General features: G+C 67.0%; 26 protein-coding genes and 1 pseudogene. 18 read left to right on the forward strand and 9 right to left on the reverse strand.

The features are described from left to right. Positions 1 to 83 precede the first annotated feature (83 nt). Positions 84 to 1082: a porphobilinogen synthase gene (gene hemB, locus ACFPOB_RS23005; RefSeq protein WP_377800802.1), complete on the reverse strand. Its 999-nt coding sequence runs from the start codon at positions 1080 to 1082 to the stop codon at positions 84 to 86. A 280-nt stretch (positions 1083 to 1362) separates the two neighbouring features. On the opposite strand from hemB, the gene ACFPOB_RS23010 reads away from it, so the two are divergent. The 4 genes from ACFPOB_RS23010 to ACFPOB_RS23025 all read left to right on the forward strand — a co-directional run bounded on the left by ACFPOB_RS23010 (position 1363) and on the right by ACFPOB_RS23025 (position 5117). Then, positions 1363 to 2418: an enoyl-CoA hydratase/isomerase family protein gene (locus tag ACFPOB_RS23010; protein ID WP_377800712.1), complete on the forward strand. Its 1056-nt coding sequence runs from the start codon at positions 1363 to 1365 to the stop codon at positions 2416 to 2418. 1 nt (position 2419) lies between these two features. Next, positions 2420 to 2866: a DUF6163 family protein gene (locus ACFPOB_RS23015; RefSeq protein WP_377800713.1), complete on the forward strand. Its 447-nt coding sequence runs from the start codon at positions 2420 to 2422 to the stop codon at positions 2864 to 2866. Positions 2867 to 3074: 208 nt separating this feature from the next. Continuing rightward, positions 3075 to 3587, forward strand: a complete 513-nt coding sequence (gene ldtR / locus ACFPOB_RS23020) for a transcriptional regulator LdtR (RefSeq protein ID WP_092158706.1) — start codon at positions 3075 to 3077, stop codon at positions 3585 to 3587. Between the two features lie 288 nt (positions 3588 to 3875). Further along, the gene (locus tag ACFPOB_RS23025; RefSeq protein WP_377800714.1) at positions 3876 to 5117 is read left to right on the forward strand and encodes a L,D-transpeptidase family protein; all 1242 of its coding nucleotides are present in this window, start codon (positions 3876 to 3878) and stop codon (positions 5115 to 5117) included. A gap of 74 nt (positions 5118 to 5191) precedes the next feature. Here the strand turns inward: ACFPOB_RS23025 and ACFPOB_RS23030 are convergent, their stop codons facing one another. The 3 genes from ACFPOB_RS23030 to ACFPOB_RS23040 all read right to left on the reverse strand — a co-directional run bounded on the left by ACFPOB_RS23030 (position 5192) and on the right by ACFPOB_RS23040 (position 7720). Then, entirely contained in the window at positions 5192 to 5476 is a 285-nt protein-coding gene (locus ACFPOB_RS23030; protein WP_377800715.1) for a hypothetical protein, read from the reverse strand. Positions 5477 to 5589: 113 nt separating this feature from the next. Further along, positions 5590 to 6693 carry an isocitrate/isopropylmalate dehydrogenase family protein gene (locus ACFPOB_RS23035; RefSeq protein WP_377800716.1) on the reverse strand — a complete coding sequence of 368 codons (1104 nt, stop codon included), beginning with the start codon at positions 6691 to 6693 and terminating at the stop codon, positions 5590 to 5592. Positions 6694 to 6745: 52 nt separating this feature from the next. Then, complete coding sequence (locus ACFPOB_RS23040) at positions 6746 to 7720, reverse strand: Bug family tripartite tricarboxylate transporter substrate binding protein (protein WP_377800717.1); 975 nt, start codon at positions 7718 to 7720, stop codon at positions 6746 to 6748. A gap of 140 nt (positions 7721 to 7860) precedes the next feature. Between ACFPOB_RS23040 and ACFPOB_RS23045 the strand changes: the two genes are divergently transcribed. Next, complete coding sequence (locus tag ACFPOB_RS23045; RefSeq protein ID WP_377800803.1) at positions 7861 to 8514, forward strand: GntR family transcriptional regulator; 654 nt, start codon at positions 7861 to 7863, stop codon at positions 8512 to 8514. Between the two features lie 21 nt (positions 8515 to 8535). On the opposite strand, the gene ACFPOB_RS23050 is transcribed toward ACFPOB_RS23045, so the two are convergent. The 3 genes from ACFPOB_RS23050 to ACFPOB_RS23060 all read right to left on the reverse strand — a co-directional run bounded on the left by ACFPOB_RS23050 (position 8536) and on the right by ACFPOB_RS23060 (position 11334). After that, a complete protein-coding gene (locus tag ACFPOB_RS23050) occupies positions 8536 to 8655 on the reverse strand; it encodes a prepilin-type N-terminal cleavage/methylation domain-containing protein (RefSeq protein WP_377800718.1) in 120 nt (39 codons plus the stop codon). A gap of 44 nt (positions 8656 to 8699) precedes the next feature. Then, positions 8700 to 9962, reverse strand: a complete 1263-nt coding sequence (nhaA, locus tag ACFPOB_RS23055) for a Na+/H+ antiporter NhaA (RefSeq protein WP_377800719.1) — start codon at positions 9960 to 9962, stop codon at positions 8700 to 8702. A gap of 163 nt (positions 9963 to 10125) precedes the next feature. After that, entirely contained in the window at positions 10126 to 11334 is a 1209-nt protein-coding gene (locus tag ACFPOB_RS23060; protein ID WP_377800720.1) for an MFS transporter, read from the reverse strand. A 67-nt stretch (positions 11335 to 11401) separates the two neighbouring features. On the opposite strand from ACFPOB_RS23060, the gene ACFPOB_RS23065 reads away from it, so the two are divergent. The 11 genes and pseudogenes from ACFPOB_RS23065 to ACFPOB_RS23115 all read left to right on the forward strand — a co-directional run bounded on the left by ACFPOB_RS23065 (position 11402) and on the right by ACFPOB_RS23115 (position 19541). Continuing rightward, complete coding sequence (locus ACFPOB_RS23065; RefSeq protein ID WP_377800721.1) at positions 11402 to 11833, forward strand: helix-turn-helix domain-containing protein; 432 nt, start codon at positions 11402 to 11404, stop codon at positions 11831 to 11833. A 107-nt stretch (positions 11834 to 11940) separates the two neighbouring features. Continuing rightward, complete coding sequence (gene glyA, locus ACFPOB_RS23070; RefSeq protein ID WP_377800722.1) at positions 11941 to 13239, forward strand: serine hydroxymethyltransferase; 1299 nt, start codon at positions 11941 to 11943, stop codon at positions 13237 to 13239. Between the two features lie 73 nt (positions 13240 to 13312). Then, the gene (locus ACFPOB_RS23075; protein ID WP_377800723.1) at positions 13313 to 13555 is read left to right on the forward strand and encodes a hypothetical protein; all 243 of its coding nucleotides are present in this window, start codon (positions 13313 to 13315) and stop codon (positions 13553 to 13555) included. Beyond that, complete coding sequence (locus tag ACFPOB_RS23080; protein ID WP_377800724.1) at positions 13555 to 14016, forward strand: PIN domain-containing protein; 462 nt, start codon at positions 13555 to 13557, stop codon at positions 14014 to 14016. Before ACFPOB_RS23075 ends, ACFPOB_RS23080 begins: the two co-directional genes overlap by 1 nt. A 9-nt stretch (positions 14017 to 14025) precedes the next feature. Next, positions 14026 to 14631, forward strand: a pseudogene (gene nrdR, locus ACFPOB_RS23085) (transcriptional regulator NrdR). Continuing rightward, complete coding sequence (gene ribD / locus ACFPOB_RS23090; protein WP_377800804.1) at positions 14549 to 15646, forward strand: bifunctional diaminohydroxyphosphoribosylaminopyrimidine deaminase/5-amino-6-(5-phosphoribosylamino)uracil reductase RibD; 1098 nt, start codon at positions 14549 to 14551, stop codon at positions 15644 to 15646. The pseudogene nrdR and the gene ribD overlap by 83 nt, the downstream one beginning before the upstream one ends. Then, entirely contained in the window at positions 15646 to 16293 is a 648-nt protein-coding gene (locus ACFPOB_RS23095; RefSeq protein ID WP_377800725.1) for a riboflavin synthase, read from the forward strand. The genes ribD and ACFPOB_RS23095 overlap by 1 nt, the downstream gene beginning before the upstream one ends. A 34-nt stretch (positions 16294 to 16327) precedes the next feature. Further along, the gene (gene ribH / locus ACFPOB_RS23100) at positions 16328 to 16825 is read left to right on the forward strand and encodes a 6,7-dimethyl-8-ribityllumazine synthase (RefSeq protein WP_377800726.1); all 498 of its coding nucleotides are present in this window, start codon (positions 16328 to 16330) and stop codon (positions 16823 to 16825) included. After that, entirely contained in the window at positions 16822 to 17289 is a 468-nt protein-coding gene (nusB, locus tag ACFPOB_RS23105) for a transcription antitermination factor NusB (protein ID WP_377800727.1), read from the forward strand. Before ribH ends, nusB begins: the two co-directional genes overlap by 4 nt. A gap of 8 nt (positions 17290 to 17297) precedes the next feature. Beyond that, positions 17298 to 18293, forward strand: a complete 996-nt coding sequence (gene thiL / locus ACFPOB_RS23110) for a thiamine-phosphate kinase (protein WP_377800728.1) — start codon at positions 17298 to 17300, stop codon at positions 18291 to 18293. Positions 18294 to 18329: 36 nt separating this feature from the next. Then, entirely contained in the window at positions 18330 to 19541 is a 1212-nt protein-coding gene (locus ACFPOB_RS23115) for an MFS transporter (RefSeq protein WP_465248452.1), read from the forward strand. 3 nt (positions 19542 to 19544) lie between these two features. On the opposite strand, the gene ACFPOB_RS23120 is transcribed toward ACFPOB_RS23115, so the two are convergent. Then, positions 19545 to 19841: a type II toxin-antitoxin system RelE/ParE family toxin gene (locus ACFPOB_RS23120; protein ID WP_377800729.1), complete on the reverse strand. Its 297-nt coding sequence runs from the start codon at positions 19839 to 19841 to the stop codon at positions 19545 to 19547. Beyond that, positions 19838 to 20095, reverse strand: a complete 258-nt coding sequence (locus tag ACFPOB_RS23125; RefSeq protein WP_092158675.1) for a CopG family ribbon-helix-helix protein — start codon at positions 20093 to 20095, stop codon at positions 19838 to 19840. Before ACFPOB_RS23125 ends, ACFPOB_RS23120 begins: the two co-directional genes overlap by 4 nt. A gap of 272 nt (positions 20096 to 20367) precedes the next feature. On the opposite strand from ACFPOB_RS23125, the gene ACFPOB_RS23130 reads away from it, so the two are divergent. Together ACFPOB_RS23130 and ACFPOB_RS23135 are read left to right on the forward strand one after the other, a co-directional pair. Next, complete coding sequence (locus ACFPOB_RS23130) at positions 20368 to 22524, forward strand: sodium-translocating pyrophosphatase (RefSeq protein ID WP_377800730.1); 2157 nt, start codon at positions 20368 to 20370, stop codon at positions 22522 to 22524. Positions 22525 to 22664: 140 nt separating this feature from the next. Beyond that, the gene (locus ACFPOB_RS23135) at positions 22665 to 22904 is read left to right on the forward strand and encodes a hypothetical protein (protein WP_377800731.1); all 240 of its coding nucleotides are present in this window, start codon (positions 22665 to 22667) and stop codon (positions 22902 to 22904) included. Positions 22905 to 22974: the final 70 nt, after the last annotated feature.

Genomic DNA, 22974 nt, shown 5'->3' on the forward strand with positions numbered 1-22974 from the left:
ATGGCGTCATGCTCGACCCGAGCATCTCTTTCAGGAGCGCGCCGGGTCTCCGCTTCGCTTCGCCCGAGAATGACGGCCCTTGCTCAGCCGCGCTCCTTCAGCATCTTCGCCACGCGCGGCGCGAAATAGGTCAGCACCCCGTCGGCGCCGGCGCGCTTGAAGGCGAGCAGGCTCTCCAGCATCGCCTTGTCGCCGTCGAGCCAGCCATTATTGGCTGCGGCCATGATCATGGCGTACTCGCCGGAGACCTGATAGGCGAAGGTCGGCACCGAGAAGGTGTCCTTCACCCGTGCGATCACGTCGAGATAGGGCAGGCCGGGCTTGACCATCACCATGTCGGCGCCCTCTTCGAGATCGAGCGCGACCTCGGCGATGGCCTCGTCGCTGTTGGCCGGGTCCATCTGGTAGGTGCGCTTGTCGCCGATCAGCGTGGCGTTGGTGCCGATCGCGTCGCGGAACGGGCCGTAAAAGGCCGAGGCGTACTTGGCCGAATAGGCCATGATCTGCACGTCCTCATGGCCGCTGGCGTCGAGCGCGGCGCGGATCGCGCCGACACGCCCGTCCATCATGTCGGAGGGCGCGATCACGTCGGCGCCGGCCTCCGCCAAGGCCAGCGCCTGCCGGACCAGGATGCCGACGCTGGCATCGTTCAGGATGCGCTCCCCGTCCATCACGCCGTCATGGCCGTGCGAGGTATAGGGGTCGAGCGCCGCATCGCAGATGATGCCGATCTCCGGTACCGCCGCCTTGATCGCGCGCACCGCCCGGCACATCAGGTTGCGGCTGTTGAGCGCTTCCGAGCCGGTCTCGTCGCGCAAGGCACGGTCGACATAAGGAAAGGGCGCGATGGCTGGTACGCCGAGTCTGGCCGCGGCCTCGGCCTGGCGCACGGCCTCGTCGATGTTGAGCCGGTCGACGCCCGGCATCCAGGCGACTGGCGAGACGGCTTCCGCGGAATCGATCAGGAAGATCGGCCAGATCAGGTCGTCGCTGGTCAGGCGGTTCTCGCGCACCAGCCGGCGCGACCACTCGGCCTTGCGGTTCCGGCGCATGCGGCGGGTGAGGCCGAGCGAATCCGTCATGGCGGCCGCAGCCTCGGCCTGCCGCTCCTGCGGCGCCGGGAAGGGGCGCACAACCTTCGATGCCATCGACGTCTCCGCTTGCAATCCGATACCTGTTCGCCGGCGATGCTTTAGCACATCGGAACCATTCCAAAACAGGCATGAAGGTCGCATCGCGGATCATCTGCGCGTGGGCGCTTCGCGAAGGCGCAGCGTGCGCCGATGCGCCGCCCGGCGCGTTGACAGCTCCGGGGCCAGCGCCCAAACACGGGCCTGGAGCCGGAGCAGACGAAAGAGCGCCATGGCGGACGAGCCGGACATCATCTGTGACATCCGCGGCAGCGCCGGCTTTGTCCTGCTCAACCGGCCGAAGGCGCTGAATGCGCTCAACCTCGTCATGGTGCGTGAGTTGGCCAAGGCGCTCGACGCCTGGGAGCATGATCCCGCCGTCACACGCGTCGTCGTCACCGGAGCGGGCGAGAAGGCTTTCTGCGCCGGCGGTGACATCCGCTCCCTGCACGATCTCGGCAAGGCCGGCCAATATGACGAGATGCTCGCCTTCTGGCGCGAGGAGTACATCCTCAACGCCCGCATCAAGAGCTATCCCAAGCCCTATGTCGCTTTGGTCGACGGCATCGTCATGGGCGGCGGTGTCGGTGTCTCCCTGCATGGCAGCCATCGCATCGCCGGCGAGCGCTGGCTCTTCGCCATGCCCGAGGTCGGCATCGGCTTCTTCCCTGATGTTGGCGCGACCTATGCCCTGCCACGGCTGCCCGATCATGCAGGCACCTATCTCGCTTTGACCGGCGACCGCGTCGGCCAGGCCGATGCGCTGGCGCTCGGGCTCGCGACACATGCGGTTCCCTCGGCCCGCATGGCCGAGCTCGCCGAGGCGCTGACCGGTCCGGAGCAGGTCGAGGCGGTGCTCGCCCGTTTCGCCATCGATCCCGGACCGGGCAAGCTCGCGCCGGAGCGCGCGACGATCGCGCATTGCTTCGGCGCGGCGACGCTGCCCGACGTGCTCGGCCGGCTCGACGCCAAGGCGGCGGCCGGTGATGCCTTCGCCGCCAAGGCGCTGGCCACGATCCGGGCGAAATCGCCGACCAGCGTCGCCATCGCCTTCGAGCAGATGCGCCGCGGCGCCGCGCTCGGCTTCGCCGAGGCGATGCAGCTCGAATTCCGCATCGTCTCGCGCATTCCGCACGGCCACGATTTCTACGAGGGCGTGCGCGCGGTGGTGATCGACAAGGACCAGGCGCCAAGCTGGCGGCCGCAGACACTTGAGGAACTCGATTCGGCGGCGGTCGCGGCCTATTTTGCGCCGCTTGGCGAGACTGAACTCGTGTTGAGCCGCTGAGATGGCGGTATCGCGCGACGGCGAGGTTCTGCGCGGCCCGGCGCAGGCGGGCGAAGCCAGGAAGCGCGGCATACGCTGGCGGCTGATCCTAGTCTGGCTGCTGCGACTGCTTTCGGTGATCTGGATCGGCAAGGGCCTGATGCACTGGGCGACGATCCTCGGCCTCGGGCTGGTGTTCGAGCCCGGCCCTGCCTTCGAGACGCGCCCGCTGACCTTCCAGGCGATCACCGTCTATTTCGCGGTCTTTGATCTCGTCGCCGGCGTCGGCCTTTGGCTGACCGCGACCTGGGGCGGCGTGCTCTGGCTGCTCGCCGCCGTCAGCCAGTTGTTGCTCGGCTTCTTCTTCCCGCGCTGGCTGACGCTCTCGCCGGGTTTGATCGGCACCTATGTCGCGTTGATGCTGACCTATTTCCTCGCCACCTGGGCTGCCGAAAACCAGGAATCCTGAGGCAGCGCTCCTGCGTCGAATACGCTGGGCTGTGGTAAGAAGCGCTTTAGCTTAAGGGATTTGCGGTTCATTTTGGATTCACCCAAATGGGTAAATCCCTGATTCATCCTGATATTTAAACTCGTTTTCATCCGCCCCGCCTATGGTGTCTCTCAGAAGCGGACCGGGAGACAAATCCTGGCCGGTAATCAACAGGCGGGATATTACCATGAAGAGCAATGTAAAGACTGTGGAGCCGGCTGCGTCCGAAGGTGTTGAGCTCAAGGTGAAGCCGCTTTACCTTGAGTCTCTCACCTTGGTCGAGCGGCTGCATCGCCGGCTGCTCGACGTGATCAAGGACGAGTTCGAGCGCCGCAATCGCGACGACGTCAACAGCGTGCAGGCCCTGCTGCTCTACAATATCGGCGACGCCGAGCTCTCGGCCAGCGAGCTGCGCACCCGGGGCTACTATCTCGGTTCCAACGTCTCCTACAACGTCAAGAAGCTGGTCGAGCTCGGCTTCCTGCACCATGCCCGCTCGCGGATCGACCGCCGCTCGGTGCGCATCAGCCTGACCGACAAGGGTCGCGAGGTGCACAACATCGTCAAGGGCGTCTACGACAAGCATGTCCGCACGGTCGAGCAGATCGGCGGCATCGCGGCCGATGATTTCGAGCGGATGAACAACGCTTTGCTGCGCCTCGAGCGCTTCTGGACCGACCAGATCCGCTACAAGCTCTGAGAGGCGGGGCGCCCGGCCCCATTCGATAGGATATCCCGCAGCGCGCTTCGGCCTCCCGGCCGGAGCGCGTGCGCCTGTTTCTTTCCGGCAACAGTGATTTGCCTTCGGCCCCAGCGATCAAACCCGCGTGAGCGCGACGCATCGCCGCCTCAAAAATGCCGCGCTCATCATGAGCTGTTAACTGTGGTAAGGGATCGTCCCCAGCGACCGGCCGTGGCGTAATGCCTGGCCGAAGGGGCGGGTCGCGTCCCGCTCCATTGATTTGCGAAGTCCAAGGGGTAACGATCGATGCCGAATATCCGCCTGACCCGCCGCGAGACGGTTCTGGCCCTGCTCTCGACTGCTGCCGCCGGGGCGAGCCTGCCGGCTTTCGCCCAGCAGGCCGAGTGGCGCCAGAGCTATGATGCCGGTTCGCGCAATGCCGTGCAGCGCTCCTCGACGCCGATGTTGTCGCCGGCTGCTCTGGCCGCGACCGAGCAGGCTGTCGAGACGTATCGGGACCTCGCCGCGCGCGGCGGCTGGCCGAGCCTGCAGGTCAGCGAGCGGCTCTCGGTCGGCTCGCGTGGCGCGAGTGTCGTGGCGTTGCGCCAGCGCCTGATCATCACCGGCGATCTCGACGCCTCGGCCGGCGACAGCAACATCTACGATTCTTATGTCGAGGGCGGCGTGCGCCGCTTCCAGTCGCGCATGGGCCTGTCGACCACCGGCAGCATCAACCGTGCGACGCTGGCTGCGCTCAACGTGCCGGTCGACCGCCGCATCCGCCAGCTCGAGACCAATATCGTGCGCCTGCGCACCTGGTCGGGCAATCTCGGCAACCGCTATGTCGTGGCCAACATCCCGGCGGCTGCGATCGAGACGGTCGAGAACGGCCATGTCGCGACCCGCCACGCTGCCGGCGTCGGCAAGATCGACCGCCAGTCGCCGCTGCTGCAGACGAAGATTCCCGAGGTCAATTTCAACCCGACCTGGACGGTTCCCGCTTCGATCATCCGTAAGGATCTGATCCCGAAGATGCGCAAGGAGCCGGGCTACCTCACCGAGAACAAGATCCGCATCATCGGGCCGAGCGGCGAGATTCCGCCCGAGCGCGTCAACTGGAACTCGGACGAGGCGACGCGCTACACCTTCCGCCAGGATCCGGGTGGTGAATTCAATTCGCTTGGCTTCGTGCGCATCAACATCCCAAGCCCGCACGGCGTCTACATGCACGACACGCCATCGAAGGGCATCTTCGGCGACGATTTCCGCTTCGTCTCCTCGGGCTGCATTCGCGTCCAGAACGTGCGCGACTACATCGCCTTCCTGCTCAAGGAGACGCCCGGCTGGGATCGCGCCAAGATCGACGAGACCATCGCCTCGGGCGAGCGCGTCAACGCCCGCATCGCCAATCCGGTGCCGTGCTACTGGGTCTACATCACCGCCTGGGCGACGCCCGATGGCGGCGTGCAGTTCCGCGACGACATCTACAACAAGGATGGCCTCGGCCCGGCGGCCGTCGCCGCTCTGCAGGGTGATCAGGACATCTGATCCCGATCCGGGATTCAGCTTTTTGCAGTTTGAGCTCCCGGCTTCTGCCGGGGGCTTTTTGTTTGTACGGCAGGCTATTGCAGGCTGGTCTTTGCCTTTCGCCTAGCCTTCACGACGCTGTCGAGGATCGCCACAGCCTGCCGCAATTCGGCATAGGCGGTATCCGGCCTGGTCCCAGGCCTCAGCAGTGCGTTTGCCGCGGCATGGACTCGCTTGAAGTGGGGGGCGAGTTCTTCGGCGGATGCTGTTGCACGTTTCGCCGTCCGCGCGAGTGCCTTGGCGGTCAGGGAGGAGGGCCATTGCTGGAGGTCGCAGGCAAGGCGCTTGATTGAGGTGACGGAATGATCGGCAGTCGACATCGCAAGGCTCCAGCCGCGCCCCGGACCAGGGAAGCGCACCCTGTCAATGCGCCAGCCCTGACGGCGTTCCCGCGGCCGTCATAATCTCCGCGGGACGGGCAGTTGCGCCTGAATCAGGCAGCCTTCGTCGCCTCGGCGAGATTGGCGGCAACGCAGCTTGCGAAGGCGCGCGTACCGAGTGGGCCGCCGAGATCGCGCGTGCGCAGCTCAGGCGCCTTGATCGTCAGGTCGATCGCCTGCTCGATCGCTTGCGCGGCCTGGAGGAGGGCAGGGGCCTGCCGTCGTTCACCGAGCCAGGCGAGCAGCATTGCGGCCGACCCGATCAGCGAAGCCGGATTGGCGAGGTCGCGCCCGGCGATGTCGGGAGCCGAACCGTGCTGGGCCTGCGCCACTGCATGGTCCTCGCCAGCGTTGAGCGACGCGGCGAGGCCGAGGCTGCCGGAAATCTCCGAGGCCTGGTCGGAGAGGATGTCGCCGAACATGTTGGTGGTGACGATCACGTCGAAGACGCTGGCGTCGCGCACCAGCAGCGCGGCCATGGCGTCGATGATCTTCTCCTCGTATTCGACATCGGGATAGCGCTCCGCCACCGAGCGCACGCATTCCAGAAAGAGCCCGTCGGAGATGCGCAGCACATTGGCCTTGTGCACGGCCGTGACCTTGCGCCGACGCTGGCGGGCCAGCGCGAAGGCGCTGTCGGCGATGCGTAATGAAGCCTGCCGCGTCACCTTGCGGAACGACATGGCGAGGTCCGGCGTCGGCATGATCTCGCCGGGGCCGAGATGCATCGAGCGGTCGGAATAGAAGCCTTCGGTGTTCTCGCGCACCATGACGAGGTCGAGCGGCTTGCCGCAGCGCGGCGCAAAGCCCTCGCGCGAGCGCGCCGGGCGGATATTGGCGTAGAGGTCGAGGCGCTTGCGCAGCTGCCCGGACGGGTTCAGCCCGCCCTTCTCGGCCGGCGGGTACTCATTATGCGAGACCGGGCCGAGAATGACCCCGTCCGTCCGCTTCGCCGCCTCCAGGACGGTCTCGGGGAAGGTTGTGCCCTGGTTCTTCAGCGCCGAGAAGCCGATCTCCGCCCGCTCATAGGAGAGGGCAAAGCCGAAGAGCGCGCTCGCAGCGTCGAGCACCTTGCAGGTTGCCGCCGCGATCTCGGGGCCGATGCCATCCCCTTCGAGGACGAGCAGGCGCAGGGCAGGGGATGTCGCGTCGGTCATGTCGGCGTCGGTCCTGGTCGGATGGTGAGGAAATGCTGCGACAAGGGGAGCGTCACTCGATCTTGATGTCGGCCTCGGCGACGACTTTCGACCACTTCTCGCGCTCGGCCTTGACGAAGGCGGCGAACTCGCCCGGGGTGTTGCCGATCGGCTGGGCGCCTTCCAGCTCCAGGTTCCGGCGCACCTCCGGCAGGTTGATGATGGTCGCGACTTCGCTGCGCAACTTGTCGATGATCGCCTGCGCCGTGCCCTTGCGCACGAAGACGCCGTACCAGCCGCTCGCCTCGTAGCCGGGCACGCCGGCTTCCGCGAGCGTCGGCACTTGCGGCAGGGCCGGAGCCCGCTCGGCCGTGGTGACGGCAAGCGCCTTGAGGCCGCCGCCATTCACATGGCCGATCGCCGAAGGCAGCGTCGCGAACATCATCGGGATATGCCCGCCTAGCAAATCGTTGAGCGCCGGGCCGGCGCCGCGATAGGGAGCGTGCTTCAGCTTGACGCCTGCCATCAGCTCGAACAGCGCAGTGGCGATGTGGTTGGCCGAGCCGTGCCCGGCGGTGCCATAGGTCAGCCACTCCGGCTGCGCCTTGGCGAGCGCGATCAGTTCCGCGACCGAATTGGCCTTGACCGACGAGTGAACCAGCAGAAGCAGCGGCGCCTTGGCGATCAGCGTCACCGGCTCCAGCACCTCGGCCGGGTCGTGCTTCAGGTTCTTGAACAGGCTCGGATTGACCGCCATCGGGCCGATATTGCTGATCAGCACGGTGTAGCCGTCGGCCGGGGCCTGTGCCGCGGCCGTGGTGCCGAGATTGCCGCCGGCCCCGGCGCGGTTCTCGACGACGACGCCGACCCCGAGACGATCCTGCAGCTTCTGCGCCACCGCCCGGGCGATCACGTCGGTGCCCCCGCCGGCGGCATAGGGCACGACCATGGTGATCGGCTTGCTTGGCCAGTTCTGGGCCTTGGCGGCGATGGCGGATGCGGCGGTGAATGCGGCTGCGAGCAGCAGGCTCGTGATCCGGCGTGACAAGGTGGCCTCCCAGGCTGTTCTCATTTTCGGTATACTGAAGTATGCTGAAATACGACGCAGACGGCAAGCGTTGATTTCGGCGTGGGGGCGGGCGATCACCGCAGCCGACATTGGGTAGTGGGAGAGGTTGCAATTTGACGGTGTTCGCGGATGTCCAGCCGGTGCGCTCGCTTGCGGGCCAAGCGTATGCGCGCTTGCGCGAGGCGATCGATGCCGGCGAGCTCAGGCCGGGCATGCGCCTGCGCGAGGAGGACCTCGCCGCACGCCTCGCGATGAGCCGCACGCCCTTGCGCGAGGCGGTCCGCCGGCTCGAGGCCGAGGGCTTCTTCACCCGCGATTCGCGCACGCTCGTCGTGATGACGCTCGATCATCAGGCGGTGTCCGAGCTTTATGCGATGCGCGAGGTGTTGGAGGGAACCGTCGCCGCCTTCGCCGCGCGCCAGGCTTCAGACGGCGAGGTCGCCTTGCTGCGCGACCTCCATGCGATCGAGGCCGGGCTACTCTCCCGTCCGCCGGAACTGGCCCGTCACAATGAACGCTTCCACTCGGCGCTCTACGGCGCGGCCCATAACCGTTATCTGCTGAAGGCCCTGAGCGCGTTGCGCGACGCACGCGCCTTGCTCGGAGCCTCGACATTGCTCGATACGGACCGGGCGGCGCAGGCGCATGCCGAACACGACGCGATCGTCTCGGCGATCGAGGCTCGCAATGCCGCCAGCGCGGAGGCCGCAGCGCGCGCTCACATCAGAGCCGCCGGGCGCGAACGGCTGCGGCGACTGGTGCAGGCGAGCTGACCCAGCCGCAAGCGGTTCAGGTCAGGCCATGTCGTCGGCTATCAGATAGCCGAGCAGCGAGATGCACGCCATCACGATCGAGATTTCTACAAGACTGAAACCCATTGCCACCTCCACCGCTGGAAGGGCAACGCGCTTCATCTGCCTTGGTTCCGCCGCAGCTGCGACAATTTCGTGATCGCGTCTCAGCGAGCCCGTTGCCGCTGCACCGCCGCCGGCACGGGTTCATCCTCTTGCGTCGCCAAATGCCGGCCGGCGAGATGGAGCACGACATAGCCGATCACCGCCGACAGCGCCGAGCCGGCGAGCACGCCGATCTTGGTGGCATCGTTGAGTGCAGGATTGTTCGCGAAAGCGAGCGCCCCGATGAACAGGCTCATGGTGAAGCCGATGCCGCAGAGCAGCGAGACGCCATAGAGCTGCGCCCATGTCGCCTTGGCCGGCATGGTGCCTAGGCCCAGCCGGACGGCGAGCCAGGCGAAGCCGAAGACGCCGATCTGCTTGCCGAGAAAGAGTCCGAGCACGATGCCGAGCGGCACCGGCGTCAATAGCAGCGAAGGCGACATGCCGGCGATCGAGACGCCGGCATTGGCGAAGCCGAAGATCGGCACGATGAAATAGGAGGACCAGGGATGAAGCCGGTGCTCGAGCGTGTGCAGCGGCGAGTGCTCGGGCTCGTCGCTCTCGGTACCGCGACCGGCGAGCGGGATGGTCAGCGCCAACGCGACGCCGGCGAGCGTGGCGTGGATGCCGGATTTCAGCACGAAGAACCAGAGCACGGCGCCGATGGCGAGATAGAGCGGCAGCGAGCGGACATCGCGCAGGTTGAGCACGATCAGCACGGCAAGGCAGGCGCCGGCGCCGGCCAGCATCGGCAGCGATAGATTGCCCGAGTAGAACAGCGCGATGATCAGGATCGCGCCGAGATCGTCGAGAATGGCCAGCGCGGTCAGGAAGATCTTGAGCGAAACCGGCACGCGCGAGCCGAGGATGGCGAGCACGCCGAGGGCAAACGCGATGTCGGTGGCGGCGGGGATCGCCCAGCCGCGCAAGGCGTCCGGGTCGCTGCGGGCGAGCGTGGCATAGATCAGCGCCGGCGCGACCATGCCGCCGAGCGCGGCCAGTGCAGGCAGGGCCCGCCGGCTCCAGGTCGCGAGCTGGCCCTCGATGAACTCGCGCTTGATCTCCAGCCCGACGAGCAGGAAGAACAGCGCCATCAGGGCATCGTTGATCCAGTGCAGGACGCTAAGGCCGGCGACCTTCGCTTCCAGGATGGTGAAATAGACGATGCCGAGCGGCGAGTTGGCGATGATCAGCGCCAGCGCTGCGGCGAAGACCAGGAGCACGCCGGCGGCGGCGCCGCTCTCAAGGAAGGCGTGCAGGGGCGAGCGGCGTTTCGGCGGCCAGTCCGGAGCTTCGGCTTCGATTTGCTGCGCATCCTGGGTCACGCCGGCATCCCCTTTTTCTCGTTGCTCGATATCGCAGGGCCCTTGCGACATCGCGATGTCGGTTCGATTGCGGCCGGCGGCTGCGCCGCTCGACGACGAGTCGGCCGGCTTGTACCGCTGAATAGAGGAAAGCGGGCGCTACGCCGCGTTCCATATCGCCGCACTATTGCTTGCGCAGGCGGTTCGCGCCACCCGCCAGCACGGCGATCATCGTCATGATGGTGAGCAGGGCAGCCGTGCCGCAAAGGAGAGGGACGTAGCCGTATCCCGCGATCAGCGGCGTGCTGGCGAGTGGCGAGCAGAACTGGCCGATGAAGATCGAGGCAGTGAGGATGCCGCCGGCTAGCCCGCGTTTCTGCGGCGGGGCAAAATTGAGGGCCAGCGCGACGAAGCTTGGCGAGACCAATGCATAACCAGCGCCGATCGCGGCGAGGGCTGCGAAGATCGACAGGGTGGTCGACGCGGCCACCAGCAGCAGGAAGCCGAGCGCCATCGCACCATAGCCCAGCGCGAAAATGCCGGCATAGCCGACGGCGCGCTGGAAACGCGCATAGAGCAGGGCGAAGCCGCCGCCCGACAGCATCAGCATGCCTAGCGCCACACCGGTCATGATCGCGCTGTCATAGCCTTGCGCATCCAGGAAGAAAGACAGCTGCGTCGGCATGATGAAGAAGATCATGTTGGTTGCGCCTTGCAGCAGGACCAACAGGGTGAGAGGCAGCCGCCAGGATCGGTCATCGTCGCGATCGCTCGCCAGGCTCACGCTGGCCGCTGGCAGTTGCCGCGGCGGATCGAAGATCACCAGCCACATCAGCGGCAGAAAGACGGCCGCCAGCCCATAGATCGCGAAGGGCAGGCGCGGTGAAAGCGTCGCGACCCACCCGGCGATCAGGATGAAGACGAGGCCGCCGAGATTGCGGGCCGAGATCTGCAGGCCGCTCAACGCATTGCGGGTGTCGACAGTGAAATAGTCGCCGATCAGCGCCGTCTGCGCCGTCATGATCAGGGCGACGGCGATGCCCAGCATGAGGCGGCTCATGAAGATCGTCTGCAGGTCGGGCAGGACGAGCCCGGCGCAGCCAGAGAGCACGAACAGGATCACGCCGAAGAGCAGCAGCGGGCGTCGTCCGATCCGGTCGGCTGCGACCCCGGCGAGCGGGGCAACGATCGCGACGCTGAGCGAAGGCGCGGGTACGAGCAGCCGCGTCAGCAACGCGGAATCGGGATCGTCCGTGAACAGTCGTTCCAGCCCGGGCAGCGCCGGAGCGATCGTCGCGTTCGCCATGGTGGTGAGCGATGCCGCCAGCAGCAGGGCGATGGCGCGCCGATCCTGCCAGACGGGAATTTGCCTCGAAACATGAACAGCTTCCATGATGAACCTCTTGCCGAAATAATGCGTTCGGCAGAGCGTACGAATTCAAGTCGACTTGAGGTCAAGCATGCCTGTTCTGGACATTGGAGAGGTCTCCGAGCGCTCGGGTGTCGCGCCCTCGACCTTGCGCTATTACGAGGAGATCGGCCTGATTGCCTCGCTCTGGCGACGGGGCCTGAGGCGGCAGTTCGATGCCGACGTGCTGCTGAAGTTGTCGCTGATCGCCATGGGCAAGGCGGCCGGCTTTTCGCTGGAGAAGATCGCCGGAATGTTCGGGCGCGATGGTCGGCCCGACATCCCGCGCGACCAGCTGCGCGACAAGGCGGACGAGTTGCAGCGCCAGATGGCCGAGCTGCGGACGCTGCGGGATATCCTGCGCCATGTCGCCGATTGCCCGGCTCCGAGCCATCTGGAATGCCCGAGCTTCCGCAAGCTGATGCAGGCGGCTGCGCGCAGAAAGCTCGTCTATCGCTCGTCGGTCCGATCCGGGGCGCGGTGAAGGCTCATTAGCCGCGTCCATCTAGCGCTTGGACAGCCTCACTCTGCGTGATAGGGACCGCGCGGGGATCGGCCGCGATCGGCCGCTGCATTTTTCAGGAGCCGGACATGACCGACGCCGCGCGCGACAAGCACCTCTCCAACTCCTTCTTCGGCGCCGGTCTTGCCGATGTCGATCCCGAGATCGCCCGCGCCATCGAGCTGGAGCTCGGTCGCCAGCGCGACGAGATCGAGCTGATCGCTTCGGAGAACATCGTCTCGCAGGCGGTGCTCGAGGCTCAAGGCTCGGTGATGACCAACAAATACGCCGAGGGCTATCCGGGCCGGCGTTATTATGGTGGCTGCCAGTTCGTCGATATCGCCGAGAAGCTCGCGATCGAGCGCGCCTGCCGCCTGTTCGACTGCCAGTTCGCCAACGTCCAGCCGAATTCCGGCTCGCAGGCCAACCAGGCCGTGTTCATGGCGCTGATGCAGCCGGGCGATACCTTCATGGGCCTCGACCTCGCCGCCGGCGGTCACCTCACCCATGGCGCCCCGGTCAACCAGTCCGGCAAGTGGTTCAAGGTCGTGCCTTATGGCGTCTGCGTCGTCGATCAACTGATTGACTATGACGCGATGGAGCGCCTCGCGATCGAGAACAAGCCGAAGATCATCGTGGCCGGCGGTTCGGCCTATGCCCGTCACTGGGATTTCGCCCGCTTCCGCGAGATCGCCGACAAGGTCGGCGCCTATTTCATGGTCGATATCGCCCATTTCGCCGGGCTCGTCGCCGGCGGCGCCCATCCCTCGCCGTTCCCGCACGCCCATGTCGTCACCACCACCACCCACAAGACCCTGCGCGGCCCGCGCGGCGGCATGGTGCTGACCAATGACGAGGCGATCGCCAAGAAGATCAACTCGGCCGTGTTCCCTGGCCTGCAGGGTGGCCCGCTGATGCACGTCATCGCCGCCAAGGCCGTCTCGTTCCACGAGGCGCTGCAGCCTGAGTTCAAGACCTATGCCCACGCCGTCGTCGCCAACGCCAAGGCGCTGGCCGAGACGTTGAAGTCGAAGGGCTTCGACCTCGTCACCGGCGGTACCGACAACCATCTGATGCTGGTCGACCTGCGCTCGAAGAAGGTCACCGGCAAAGCGGCCGAGGCCGCGCTCGGGCGCGCTCACATCACCTGCAACAAGAACGGCATCCCCTTCGACCCGGAGAAGCCGATGGTCACCTCCGGCATCCGCCTGGGCACCCCGGCAGCGACCTCGCGCGGCTTCGGCGTCGCCGAGTTCAAGAAGGTCGGCGAGCTGATCGCCGAGGTGCTGGACGGCCTCGCCGCCAGTGGCGACGAGGGCAACGCCGCCGTCGAGCAGGCGGTCAAGACCAAGGCCCACGAGCTGACCGCGCGCTTCCCGATCTATTGAGGACGCGAGCTCTGAGGGGCGGCTTGAATAGGCCGCCCTACGGGTTTACATACATGTCGGCAAGGAGGCCGATATGAGCCGTCAGAGCGTGACCATGCGCGAACTCCAGAAGATGTCGGCGGGCGCCATCCAGGCCCTGCCGCATCCCGTTCCGATCAAGAGCGGCTCGGCGACGGTTGGGCTGCTGGTGCCGGTCAAGCGACCCGATACCGCACGGATCTCCGCCGCGCTGAAGCGCGCCGACGCATATCATGCGGCGCTGTCGCCCGAGACGAAGCTGCGGCTCGAGCGCTTCCTCGGCGAACGCGACGATTGATGCGCAAGCCTTCGGAGACGCTCGTCGTCGATGCGAACATCATCCTGAGTGCCGTGCTCGGTTTTCGGGCCCGGCCGCTCCTGGAGCAGATTGGCGCCCGGCGCGCGCTGGTGATCTCGTCAGGAGCTGCGCTGGAAGTCAGGCATGTGCTGTCTCGGCTCGCGCCGGACACTCCGATCCTGATCGAGATCGCGAACGAGATCCTCGAAGCGATCGAAATGGTCGAAGAGGTCCGCTACAACGATGGGCTTGGCGCCGCTGCGCAGAGCCTTCGGCGCGCCGTCGGCTCGCGCAACGGCAGCATCAATGACGCGCATATCCTTGCGCTTGCCTGGACCTATGACGCCGATATCTGGTCGCATGATCGCGACTTTGCCGGCACCGGCTGGCCGTCCTGGTCGAGCGCCAATCTTGCCGCAGCCGTGGCCGACGAGGCCGGGGCTGAAGCTCAACCCGTCTGAAAGCCCGCCATGCGCTGTCCCTATTGCGGTTCCCTCGACACCCAGGTGAAGGATTCGCGGCCGACCGACGATCACGCCTCGATCCGGCGTCGGCGCGTCTGCCCCGATTGCGGCGGCCGCTTCACGACCTTCGAGCGCGTGCAGTTGCGCGAGCTCACCGTGGTCAAGCGCTCGGGCCGGCGCACCGCCTTCGACCGCGACAAGCTGCAGACCTCGATCGAGGTGGCGCTGCGCAAGCGCCCGGTCGCGCCCGAGCGGATCGAGCGCATGGTCAACGGCATCGTCCGCCAGCTGGAAAGCTCCGGAGAAGGCGAGATTCAAAGCTCGACCATCGGCGAGCTGGTGATGGAGGGTCTGAAGTCGCTCGACGACGTCGCCTATGTCCGCTTCGCCTCGGTCTACCGGAATTTCCGCGAGGCCCGCGATTTCGAGGAACTGCTCGGCCAGCTCGGCGGCGACGAGATCGAGCCCGGCACCAAGCCTGCCCCCGCTCGCGACGATGCCTGACCAGGACGCGATCGACCGCGCCTTCATGGCGCGGGCGCTGGAGCTCGGCGCGCGCGGGCTCGGCCGGACCTGGCCGAATCCGAGCGTCGGCGCCGTGGTGGTGCGTGATGGCCCGGACGGTCCGGTGCTCGTCGGCGAGGGGCATACGCAGCCGGGCGGCCGCCCGCATGGCGAGGCGATGGCCTTCGAGCAGGCTGGTGCGGCTGCGAGCGGCGGCACGCTTTACGTCACGCTCGAGCCCTGCTCGCATCGCACCGTCCGCGGCGGCACGCCTTGCGTCGAGCGCACCTTGCTCGCCGGCGTCAGGCGCGTCGTCTCGGCCATGGCCGATCCCAACCCGCAGATCGCCGGCCTCGGTCATGCCCTGCTGCGCATGGCGGGCGTCGAGGTCGTCACCGGCGTGCTCGAAGATCAGGCGCAGCGCAGCCATCGCGGCCATGTGCTGCGGGTGACGCAAGGCCGGCCGATGGTGACCTTCAAGGTCGCGCGCACCGCCGATGGCTTTGCCGGCGGGGCAGGGGGGTCACGCCTCGCCATCTCCTGCCCGGAATCGGGCGAATGGGTGCATCGCCTGCGCGCCAGCCATGATGCGATCATGCTCGGCATCGGCAGCGTCCTCGCCGACGATCCGCTGCTGACCGTGCGCCTGCCGGGGATGGAGATCCGCTCGCCGATCCGCGTCGTGCTCGATTCCTCGCTCCGCCTGCCGCTCGAAGCCAAGCTGGTTCAGGGCGCGGCGACCGTGCCGCTCTGGGTGATCGCCGCCGAGAATGCACCGGTCGCCGCCGAGGAGAGGCTCGTCGCCGCCGGTGTCGAGGTCATGCGCGTCTCGCGTGGCGCCGATGGCCATCTCGATCTCGCCGAGGCCCTGCGCCTGCTGGCGACCCGCGGCATCACCCGCGTCTTCTCGGAAGGCGGTCCGACGGTCGGCGAGCAATTGGCGCTGCGGGGCCTCGCCGACGAGGTCATCATCTCGACGTCGCCGAAGCGGCTTGGCGCCGAGGGTATCGTCGCCGTCCGGCCGGGGCTTGCGGCGCTGCTTGCCGATCCCGAAATCTACGCCGTCAGCGCAGCCGGGCAGATCGGCTGCGACGGCTTCGAAGTCTTTACAAGGATCGCCTGATGTTCACCGGCATCGTCACTGCCATCGGCACCGTCACCCGCGCGCAGACCAAGGGCCCGAGCCTGAAGCAGTTCGACATCGCCTGCCCGTGGGAAGCTGCCGGCATCGAGCTCGGCGCCTCGATCGCCTGCGCCGGCGTCTGCCTGACCGTGACGGCGCTCAAGCCGCGCGAGGACGGTGAGGCGGGCTGCACCTTCCAGGTCGAGACCGCGGCCGAGACCCTGGCCAAGACGAGGGTCGCCGAATGGGCGCCCGGTACGAAGATCAACCTCGAACGTTCGCTGAAGATGGGCGACGAGCTCGGTGGTCATCTCGTCACCGGCCATGTCGACGGCGTCGGCACCATCCTGAAGATCGACGAGATCGCGCCCGATCCGAGCGAGCCCTGGGGCGCGACCGCGCGCTTCCATATCCGCGCGCCGCAGGGGCTTGCCCGCTTCATCGCCGCCAAGGGCTCGATCTGCCTCGACGGCACATCGCTGACCGTCAACACCGTGGAGGACGATGTCTTCACCGTGCTGCTGATCCCGCATTCCTTCAGCGTGACCACCTGGGGCGAGCGTCGCAAGGGAGACGGCGTCCATGTCGAGGTCGATCTGATGGCCAGGTATGCCGCGCGGCTTGCGGAGGCGCGCCCGGGCGGCTAACCAGCGTCCTCAATCCCAGACGAGGAATGTCACCATGGCCGGACCCCGGCAATCATCGGCCGTTTCGGTCACTCCACTCGATGGCGCCCGCGTGCTCGTGGTCGAGGCCCGCTTCTATGATGGGCTCGCCGACGAGCTCCTCGCCGGCGCCACCGCCGTGCTCGAGAAGGCCGGTTGCCGCGTCGATGTCGTGACCGTGCCCGGCGCGCTCGAAATCCCCTCCGCCATCGTCATCGGCCTGCGCGCCGCCGACGAGGCGGTCGATCCTTATGAGGCCGTCGTCGCGCTCGGCACCGTCATCCGCGGCGAGACCGGCCATTACGACATCGTCGCCGGCGAGAGCTCGCGAGCGCTGATGGACCTCTCCGTCGCCTTCGCCCTGCCGCTCGGCAACGGCATCCTCACCGTCGAGAACGAGGCCCAGGCCTGGGCCCGTGCCAACCGCAGCGAGATGGACAAGGGCGGCGGCGCGGCAGAAGCTGCGCTCGCGGTGCTGCGCTACAAGCGCTCGCTGGCGGAGGAGTCGAAATGAGCCGATCCGAGATGCGCCGCGGCGCGCGGCTCTCGGCCGTGCAGGCGCTCTACGAGATGGAGGTCGGCGGGCGCGGCGTGGTCGAGGCCATGGCCGAGTTCGAGGCCTTCTGGATCGGCAAGGAGGTCGAAGACATCGAGCTCCCCAAGGCCGAGATCGCCTTCTTTCGCGATTTGCTCGGTGGCGTCGTGCGCGAGCAGCGCCTGGTCGACCGCTCGGTCGACGATCTCCTCGCCTCCGGCTGGCCGCTGAAGCGCGTCGAGGCGGTGGTGCGCGCCATCCTGCGCGCCGGCGCCTATGAGCTCGCCTTCCGCAAGGACGTGCCGGCCCGCGCCGTGATCTCGGAATATGTCGCGGTCGCCCGCTCCTTCTACGAGGGCGAGGAGGTCGGCATGGTCAATGCGGTGCTCGATAGAATGGCCCGCGACGTCCGCGCCGAGGAATTCGACGCGCCGGCAGCGTGAGCGGCGCCGTGGCCGGACCTCAGTCTCCCGGCGAATTCGAGCTGATAGCCCGCTATTTCGCGCCGATCGCTGGGCGTGCCGGGCTTGGGCTCGTCGATGATGCCGCCCTGCTGCGCCCGGCCCGCGGCTATGAGGTCGTGGTCACGGCGGACGCGCTCGTCGCCGGCGTGCACTTCTTCGCCGACGATCCGCCGGCTTCGATCGGACGCAAGGCGCTCGCCGTCAACCTGTCGGATCTCGCCGCCAAGGGCGCCAGGCCCGACGGCTTCGTATTGACGCTCGCTTTGCCGAGGGGCTGGACGGAAGAGTGGCTAGCAGGCTTCGCCCAGGGGCTCGCCGCCATGGCGGGCGAGGGCTCCTGCCCGCTGATCGGCGGCGACACCGTCTCGACGACCGGCCCGCTGACGCTCTCGATCACCGCCTTCGGCAGCGTTCCGGCCGGCCGCATGGTGCTGCGCTCCGGCGCGAAACCGGGTGATGTCGTCGCCGTCACCGGTACGGTCGGCGACGGCGCGCTCGGGCTGAAGGCGCATGGGCCGGATCGGCCTGCCTGGGTCGGCAGGCTCTCGGAAGCTGACCGCGCCTTCCTGGCCGACCGCTATCTGCATCCGCAGCCGCGCACCGCGCTCGCCGCCGCCCTGCAGGCCCATGCCTCGGCCGCGATGGATATTTCGGACGGCCTGGTCGGCGATCTCGCCAAGCTGCTGGCGGCCTCGAAGGCGGGTGCCGAGATCGATCTCGACGCGCTGCCGCTCTCGCCTGCGGCCCGCGCTGCCGTCATGGCCGATCCTGCGCTCGCGGAACTGGCCTGGACTGGCGGCGACGACTACGAAATTCTCTGTACGATCCCCGAAGGAGAATTTCCTTCTCTGGCTGCCGCTGCCGAGGCGGTGGGGCTCGGCTTGGCGCGCATCGGGCGCGTCACCGCCGATGTGGGCAGCGTGCGCTATACCGAAGCGGGCCGGCCGAGAGAATTCCAGCGCGGCTCCTTCGCTCATTTTTAGAAGGCGGCCGCACGGCCGCGAAGGGCGGCGGCTGCGATGAACCAGCATGTTCCGGTGATGGACGGCGATGCGCTCGCCAAGCGCAATGCGCTGGTGCTTGCCGGCGCCCAGGCGCTTGGCGGCGCGAGCCCGGCGATCGTGATCTCGCTCGGCGGCATCGTCGGCTCGCAACTGGTCAAGAATCAGGCCTTCGCCACCGTCCCGGTCAGCCTGATGCAGCTCGGCCTCGCCGCCGGCGTCATCCCCGCCGCGTTCATGATGCGCCGGCTCGGCCGTCGCAGCGGCTATGTGATCGGCGCGCTGATCGGCGCGTTCGGCGCTGCCATCGCCGCGACCGGGGTGGCCGAGCGCCTGTTCTGGCTGTTCTGCCTCGGCACCTTCCTGTGCGGGCTCTACGGTTCCTATGTCCAGAGCTACCGCTTCGCCGCTGCCGACACGGCGAGCGACACCTTCAAGCCGCGCGCCATCTCCTGGGTGATGATCGGCGGTCTGGCGGCGGCGGTGATCGGGCCGCAATCGGTCTACTGGACGCGCGACCTGACGCCGACCGCGCCCTTCGCCGCGAGCTTCCTGGCGCAGGGTGTACTTGCGCTCATCGCCATCGGCGTCGTTCTGGCGCTGCGTGCTCCGCCGGTGACGCAGGCGAAGTCCAGCGGCGGCCGGCCGCTGCCTGAGATCATGCGCCAGCCGAAGTTCATCGCCTCGGTGATCGCCGCGCTCGTCACTTATGGGCTGATGAGCTTCGTCATGACCGCGGCGCCGCTCGCCATGGTCGCGTGCGGTCATTCGGTGGGAGAAGCAGCGCTCGGCATCCAGTGGCATGTGCTCGCCATGTTCGCGCCGAGCTTCTTCACCGGCCGCCTGATCGCCCGCTTCGGCAAGGAGAAGCTCACCACCGCCGGCCTGGTTCTGACCGCACTCGCGGCGGTGGTCGGCCTGTCTGGCCTCAGCGTGGCGCATTTCTGGATCGCGCTCGTCCTGCTCGGCGTCGGCTGGAATTTCGGCTTCATCGGCGCGACCGCTTTGGTGACCGACTGCTACCGCCCCGAGGAACGGGTCAAGGTCCAGGCGGCCAACGACTTCCTCGTCTTCGGCTCGGTCGCGATCGCCTCCTTCTCCTCCGGCGGCCTGCTCAGCGCCGGCGGCTGGGACAGCGTCAACTGGCTGGTCTTCCCGCCGGTCGCGGTCGCTTTGGCGCTGGTCGCGTGGCAGGCGCTGGGCAAGCGGCCGGCCGCCGGTGCCGGCTGAGACTCAACCGGGCCAGCCCTCCTTCGGCCAGTCGCGGGCACTGTGGATCACGCGCAGCACGACGAGCCTGTCACCGTCGAGGGTATAGGCGATGATCCACGGCAGCCCGGACACCGTCTTCTCATAGGTGCCGGTGACGCGCCCCGGCCGGCCGATCGGGCGCTCCGCCAGCAGGCGTGCGGCGCGGTCGATCGCTGCGGCTACCCGCCGGGCGGCTTCCCGATCGTCGGCTGCAATCCGCGCGATGGCATTCTCGAAATCGTCGAGCGCCGCGGCCGACCACAGGAGGGAGCGCATCAACGCTTGCCGTTGCCGGCCTTGTCGATGCTGCCCGAGATCCTCGCCATCGCTGTCTCATGCTCGACGAGGCGCCCGGCTTTCAGATCGTCGATACCCTGCTCGATCCCTTCGACGATCGCCGCTTCGCGGGCGACATAGGCGGCGATCGCCTCGCCAGCGAGGAAAGAGGGCGTACGCCGCGTCGCCTGTGCCAGCCGGCCGAGCTTGTCCTTGACCTCTTCCGGCAGGCGGATCGTCATGGTGGTCGTTGTCATAGTAGCCTCGGCGAATGTGCACGACGTACACATTATAAGCGATTGTACCCGCGCAAGTGAAGGGCCCTGACATCCCTTCAAAATTGTCAGCCGATCCGTTTGCGATTCCGGCGGAAACTGGGCAACAATCCCGCCCGACACTCGTGATCGGCGCTGCAGGCCTGATTCTTTGTCAGGCCGACAGCGCCGTTCCTTGCGTTTGAAGAACCGGAAAACCGGCTCCGTCGGGGTGTCCTGCCCCGGATGACGAAATCTCAGGGATAGGAAATTCGATGTCGGCCTTGCTCATCATCATCGTCTTGAGTGCGTTATCGATCGTCTACGGCTTATGGGCCTATGGCGACGTGATGAAACGCGATGCCGGCAGCCAGCGCATGCAGGAGATTTCCGGCGCGGTGGCGGAAGGCGCGCAGGCTTACCTCAAGCGCCAGTATCTGACGATCGGCATGGTCGGCGTCGTGCTCTTCCTCGGGCTGACCTGGCTGCTCGGCGCCTATGTCGGCATCGGCTTCCTGATCGGCGCGGTGCTTTCGGGCGTCGCCGGCTTCATCGGCATGAACGTCTCCGTCCGCGCCAATGTCCGCACTGCGCAAGCCGCGATGCAGTCGCTCGGCGAGGGCCTCGACGTCGCCTTCAAGGCCGGCGCGGTCACCGGCATGCTGGTCGCCGGCCTCGCTCTGCTCGGCGTCGCCGGCTATTACGGTTTCCTGACGGGGATGCAGGGCTTCGCGCCCTCAAGCCGCGTCGTCATCGACTCGCTCGTGGCGCTCGGCTTCGGCGCCTCGCTGATCTCGATCTTCGCCCGGCTCGGCGGCGGCATCTTCACCAAGGGCGCCGATGTCGGCGCCGACCTGGTCGGCAAGGTCGAGGCCGGCATTCCCGAGGACGATCCGCGCAATCCGGCGACAATCGCCGACAATGTCGGCGACAATGTCGGTGACTGCGCCGGCATGGCGGCCGACCTGTTCGAGACCTATGCGGTGACGCTGGTCGCCACCATGGTGCTCGCCGCGATCTTCTTCGCCGGCCAGCCCGCGCTGGGCACGATGATGCTCTACCCGATGGCCATCGGCGCGGCCTGCGTCGTCACCTCGATCATCGGCACCTTCTTCGTCAAGCTCGGCGCCAACCAGTCGATCATGGGCGCGCTCTACAAGGGCTTCATCGCCGCGGGCGTGCTCTCGGTCGGCGCCATCGCCGCGGTCAACTACCTGATGTTCGGTGGCTTCTCGGCCTCCTTCACCACGGGGCAGGGCGCGACCTTCACCTCGGGCGCCCTCTTCGGCTGCGCGCTGGTCGGCCTTGCGGTCACGCTGCTGATCGTCGTGATCACCGAATACTACACCGGCACCGGCAAGCGCCCGGTCGTCTCGATCGCCCAGGCCTCGGTCACCGGCCACGGCACCAATGTCATCCAGGGCCTCGCGGTCTCCTTGGAATCGACGGCGCTGCCGACCATCGTGATCATCGCCGGCATTATCGTCGCCTATGGCCTCGCCGGCCTGTTCGGCATCGCCATCGCCACCACCGCCATGCTGGCGCTGGCCGGCGTCGTCGTCGCGCTCGACGCATTCGGGCCGGTCACCGACAATGCCGGCGGCATCGCCGAGATGGCCGGCCTGCCCAAGGAGGTCCGCCACTCCACCGACGCGCTCGACGCGGTCGGCAACACCACCAAAGCGATCACCAAGGGCTATGCGATCGGTTCCGCCGGCCTCGGCGCGCTGGTGCTGTTCGCCGCCTACACCTCGGACCTCAACTTCTTCGTGGCGGAGGCCAACAAGGCGGGCTCGACGACCTTCCAGTACTTCAAGGGCGTCACCGTCGACTTCACTTTGTCGAACCCTTACGTCGTCGTCGGCCTGCTGCTCGGCGGCCTGATCCCGTTCCTCTTCGGCGGCATGAGCATGACCGCGGTCGGCAAGGCGGCGGGGTCGGTGGTCGAGGAAGTCCGCCGGCAGTTCAAGGAAAAGCCCGGCATCATGGAAGGCACGGACCGGCCCGATTACGGCCGCGCCGTCGACATGCTGACCCGGGCGGCGATCAAGGAAATGATCGTTCCCTCGCTACTGCCGGTGCTCGCGCCGGTCGTGACCTTCTTCGTCATCAACGCCATCGCCGGCAAGAACCAGGCCTTCGCCGCCGTCGGCGCCATGCTGATGGGCGTGATCGTCACCGGCATCTTCGTCGCGATCTCGATGACGTCGGGCGGCGGCGCCTGGGATAACGCCAAGAAGAGCTTCGAGGACGGCTTCGTCGACAAGGACGGCGTGCGCCATCTCAAGGGCTCGGAGGCGCACAAGGCCTCGGTCACCGGCGACACCGTCGGCGACCCCTACAAGGACACGGCAGGCCCCGCCGTGAACCCGGCGATCAAGATCACCAACATCATCGCGCTGCTCCTGCTCGCCATCCTGGCGCATAGCTGAGAACGAAAGGCGATCTGCCGAAGCACGGCCCCGCGGAGTGATCCGCGGGGTTTTTCATTGTGTTGTGAACGGCTTGGAAGGCGAACGAGATTCAAGTTCTCAGCCGCTTGAATCAAATTCGGAGCATCGACGTGATAGATTTGATCGGAGGCATCCTTCTGGATGCGCTCGGCTATACGACCGCGCGCCTGCTCGTTCCACTTCTGACCTTCGGGTGCATTCGCGTGCAGCCTCTTCGAGCCGAGCCGCGACGGCATAACTGGTTCGGTTTTTCGCGCAACCCCGACGGTTCCCGCCAGCTCGAGGCGATCATGGCCGGCTGGTATGGCTTGTTCTTCTGGATCGCGGTGGTGATCGCCGTGCTGGCCTTGCTTCGCTGAACGATTGCCGAGGCTTTAGGAGCCTTCGGCCGTGACCGTAGCGTTCCCGAACGACGAGCCCGCCGCCGCC

Source organism: Allobosea eneae, from assembly GCF_042657265.1.
Classification (GTDB): domain Bacteria; phylum Pseudomonadota; class Alphaproteobacteria; order Rhizobiales; family Beijerinckiaceae; genus Allobosea; species Allobosea eneae.

Excerpts from the sequence above, each read along its gene's own strand:
- ldtR (WP_092158706.1), top strand. The coding sequence starts at position 3,075 with ATGAAGAGCAATGTAAAGACTGTGGAGCCGGCTGCGTCCGAAGGTGTT.
- ribD (WP_377800804.1), top strand. The coding sequence starts at position 14,549 with ATGGCGCGGGCGCTGGAGCTCGGCGCGCGCGGGCTCGGCCGGACCTGG.
- ACFPOB_RS23035 (WP_377800716.1), bottom strand. The coding sequence starts at position 6,693 with ATGACCGACGCGACATCCCCTGCCCTGCGCCTGCTCGTCCTCGAAGGG.
- ACFPOB_RS23015 (WP_377800713.1), top strand. The coding sequence starts at position 2,420 with ATGGCGGTATCGCGCGACGGCGAGGTTCTGCGCGGCCCGGCGCAGGCG.
- ribH (WP_377800726.1), top strand. The coding sequence starts at position 16,328 with ATGGCCGGACCCCGGCAATCATCGGCCGTTTCGGTCACTCCACTCGAT.
- ACFPOB_RS23025 (WP_377800714.1), top strand. The coding sequence starts at position 3,876 with ATGCCGAATATCCGCCTGACCCGCCGCGAGACGGTTCTGGCCCTGCTC.
- ACFPOB_RS23060 (WP_377800720.1), bottom strand. The coding sequence starts at position 11,334 with ATGGAAGCTGTTCATGTTTCGAGGCAAATTCCCGTCTGGCAGGATCGG.
- ACFPOB_RS23065 (WP_377800721.1), top strand. The coding sequence starts at position 11,402 with ATGCCTGTTCTGGACATTGGAGAGGTCTCCGAGCGCTCGGGTGTCGCG.
- ACFPOB_RS23130 (WP_377800730.1), top strand. The coding sequence starts at position 20,368 with ATGTCGGCCTTGCTCATCATCATCGTCTTGAGTGCGTTATCGATCGTC.
- ACFPOB_RS23050 (WP_377800718.1), bottom strand. The coding sequence starts at position 8,655 with ATGAAGCGCGTTGCCCTTCCAGCGGTGGAGGTGGCAATGGGTTTCAGT.
- ACFPOB_RS23095 (WP_377800725.1), top strand. The coding sequence starts at position 15,646 with ATGTTCACCGGCATCGTCACTGCCATCGGCACCGTCACCCGCGCGCAG.
- glyA (WP_377800722.1), top strand. The coding sequence starts at position 11,941 with ATGACCGACGCCGCGCGCGACAAGCACCTCTCCAACTCCTTCTTCGGC.
- ACFPOB_RS23010 (WP_377800712.1), top strand. The coding sequence starts at position 1,363 with ATGGCGGACGAGCCGGACATCATCTGTGACATCCGCGGCAGCGCCGGC.
- hemB (WP_377800802.1), bottom strand. The coding sequence starts at position 1,082 with ATGACGGATTCGCTCGGCCTCACCCGCCGCATGCGCCGGAACCGCAAG.
- ACFPOB_RS23125 (WP_092158675.1), bottom strand. The coding sequence starts at position 20,095 with ATGACAACGACCACCATGACGATCCGCCTGCCGGAAGAGGTCAAGGAC.
- ACFPOB_RS23115 (WP_465248452.1), top strand. The coding sequence starts at position 18,330 with ATGAACCAGCATGTTCCGGTGATGGACGGCGATGCGCTCGCCAAGCGC.
- nusB (WP_377800727.1), top strand. The coding sequence starts at position 16,822 with ATGAGCCGATCCGAGATGCGCCGCGGCGCGCGGCTCTCGGCCGTGCAG.
- ACFPOB_RS23075 (WP_377800723.1), top strand. The coding sequence starts at position 13,313 with ATGAGCCGTCAGAGCGTGACCATGCGCGAACTCCAGAAGATGTCGGCG.
- ACFPOB_RS23080 (WP_377800724.1), top strand. The coding sequence starts at position 13,555 with ATGCGCAAGCCTTCGGAGACGCTCGTCGTCGATGCGAACATCATCCTG.
- ACFPOB_RS23030 (WP_377800715.1), bottom strand. The coding sequence starts at position 5,476 with ATGTCGACTGCCGATCATTCCGTCACCTCAATCAAGCGCCTTGCCTGC.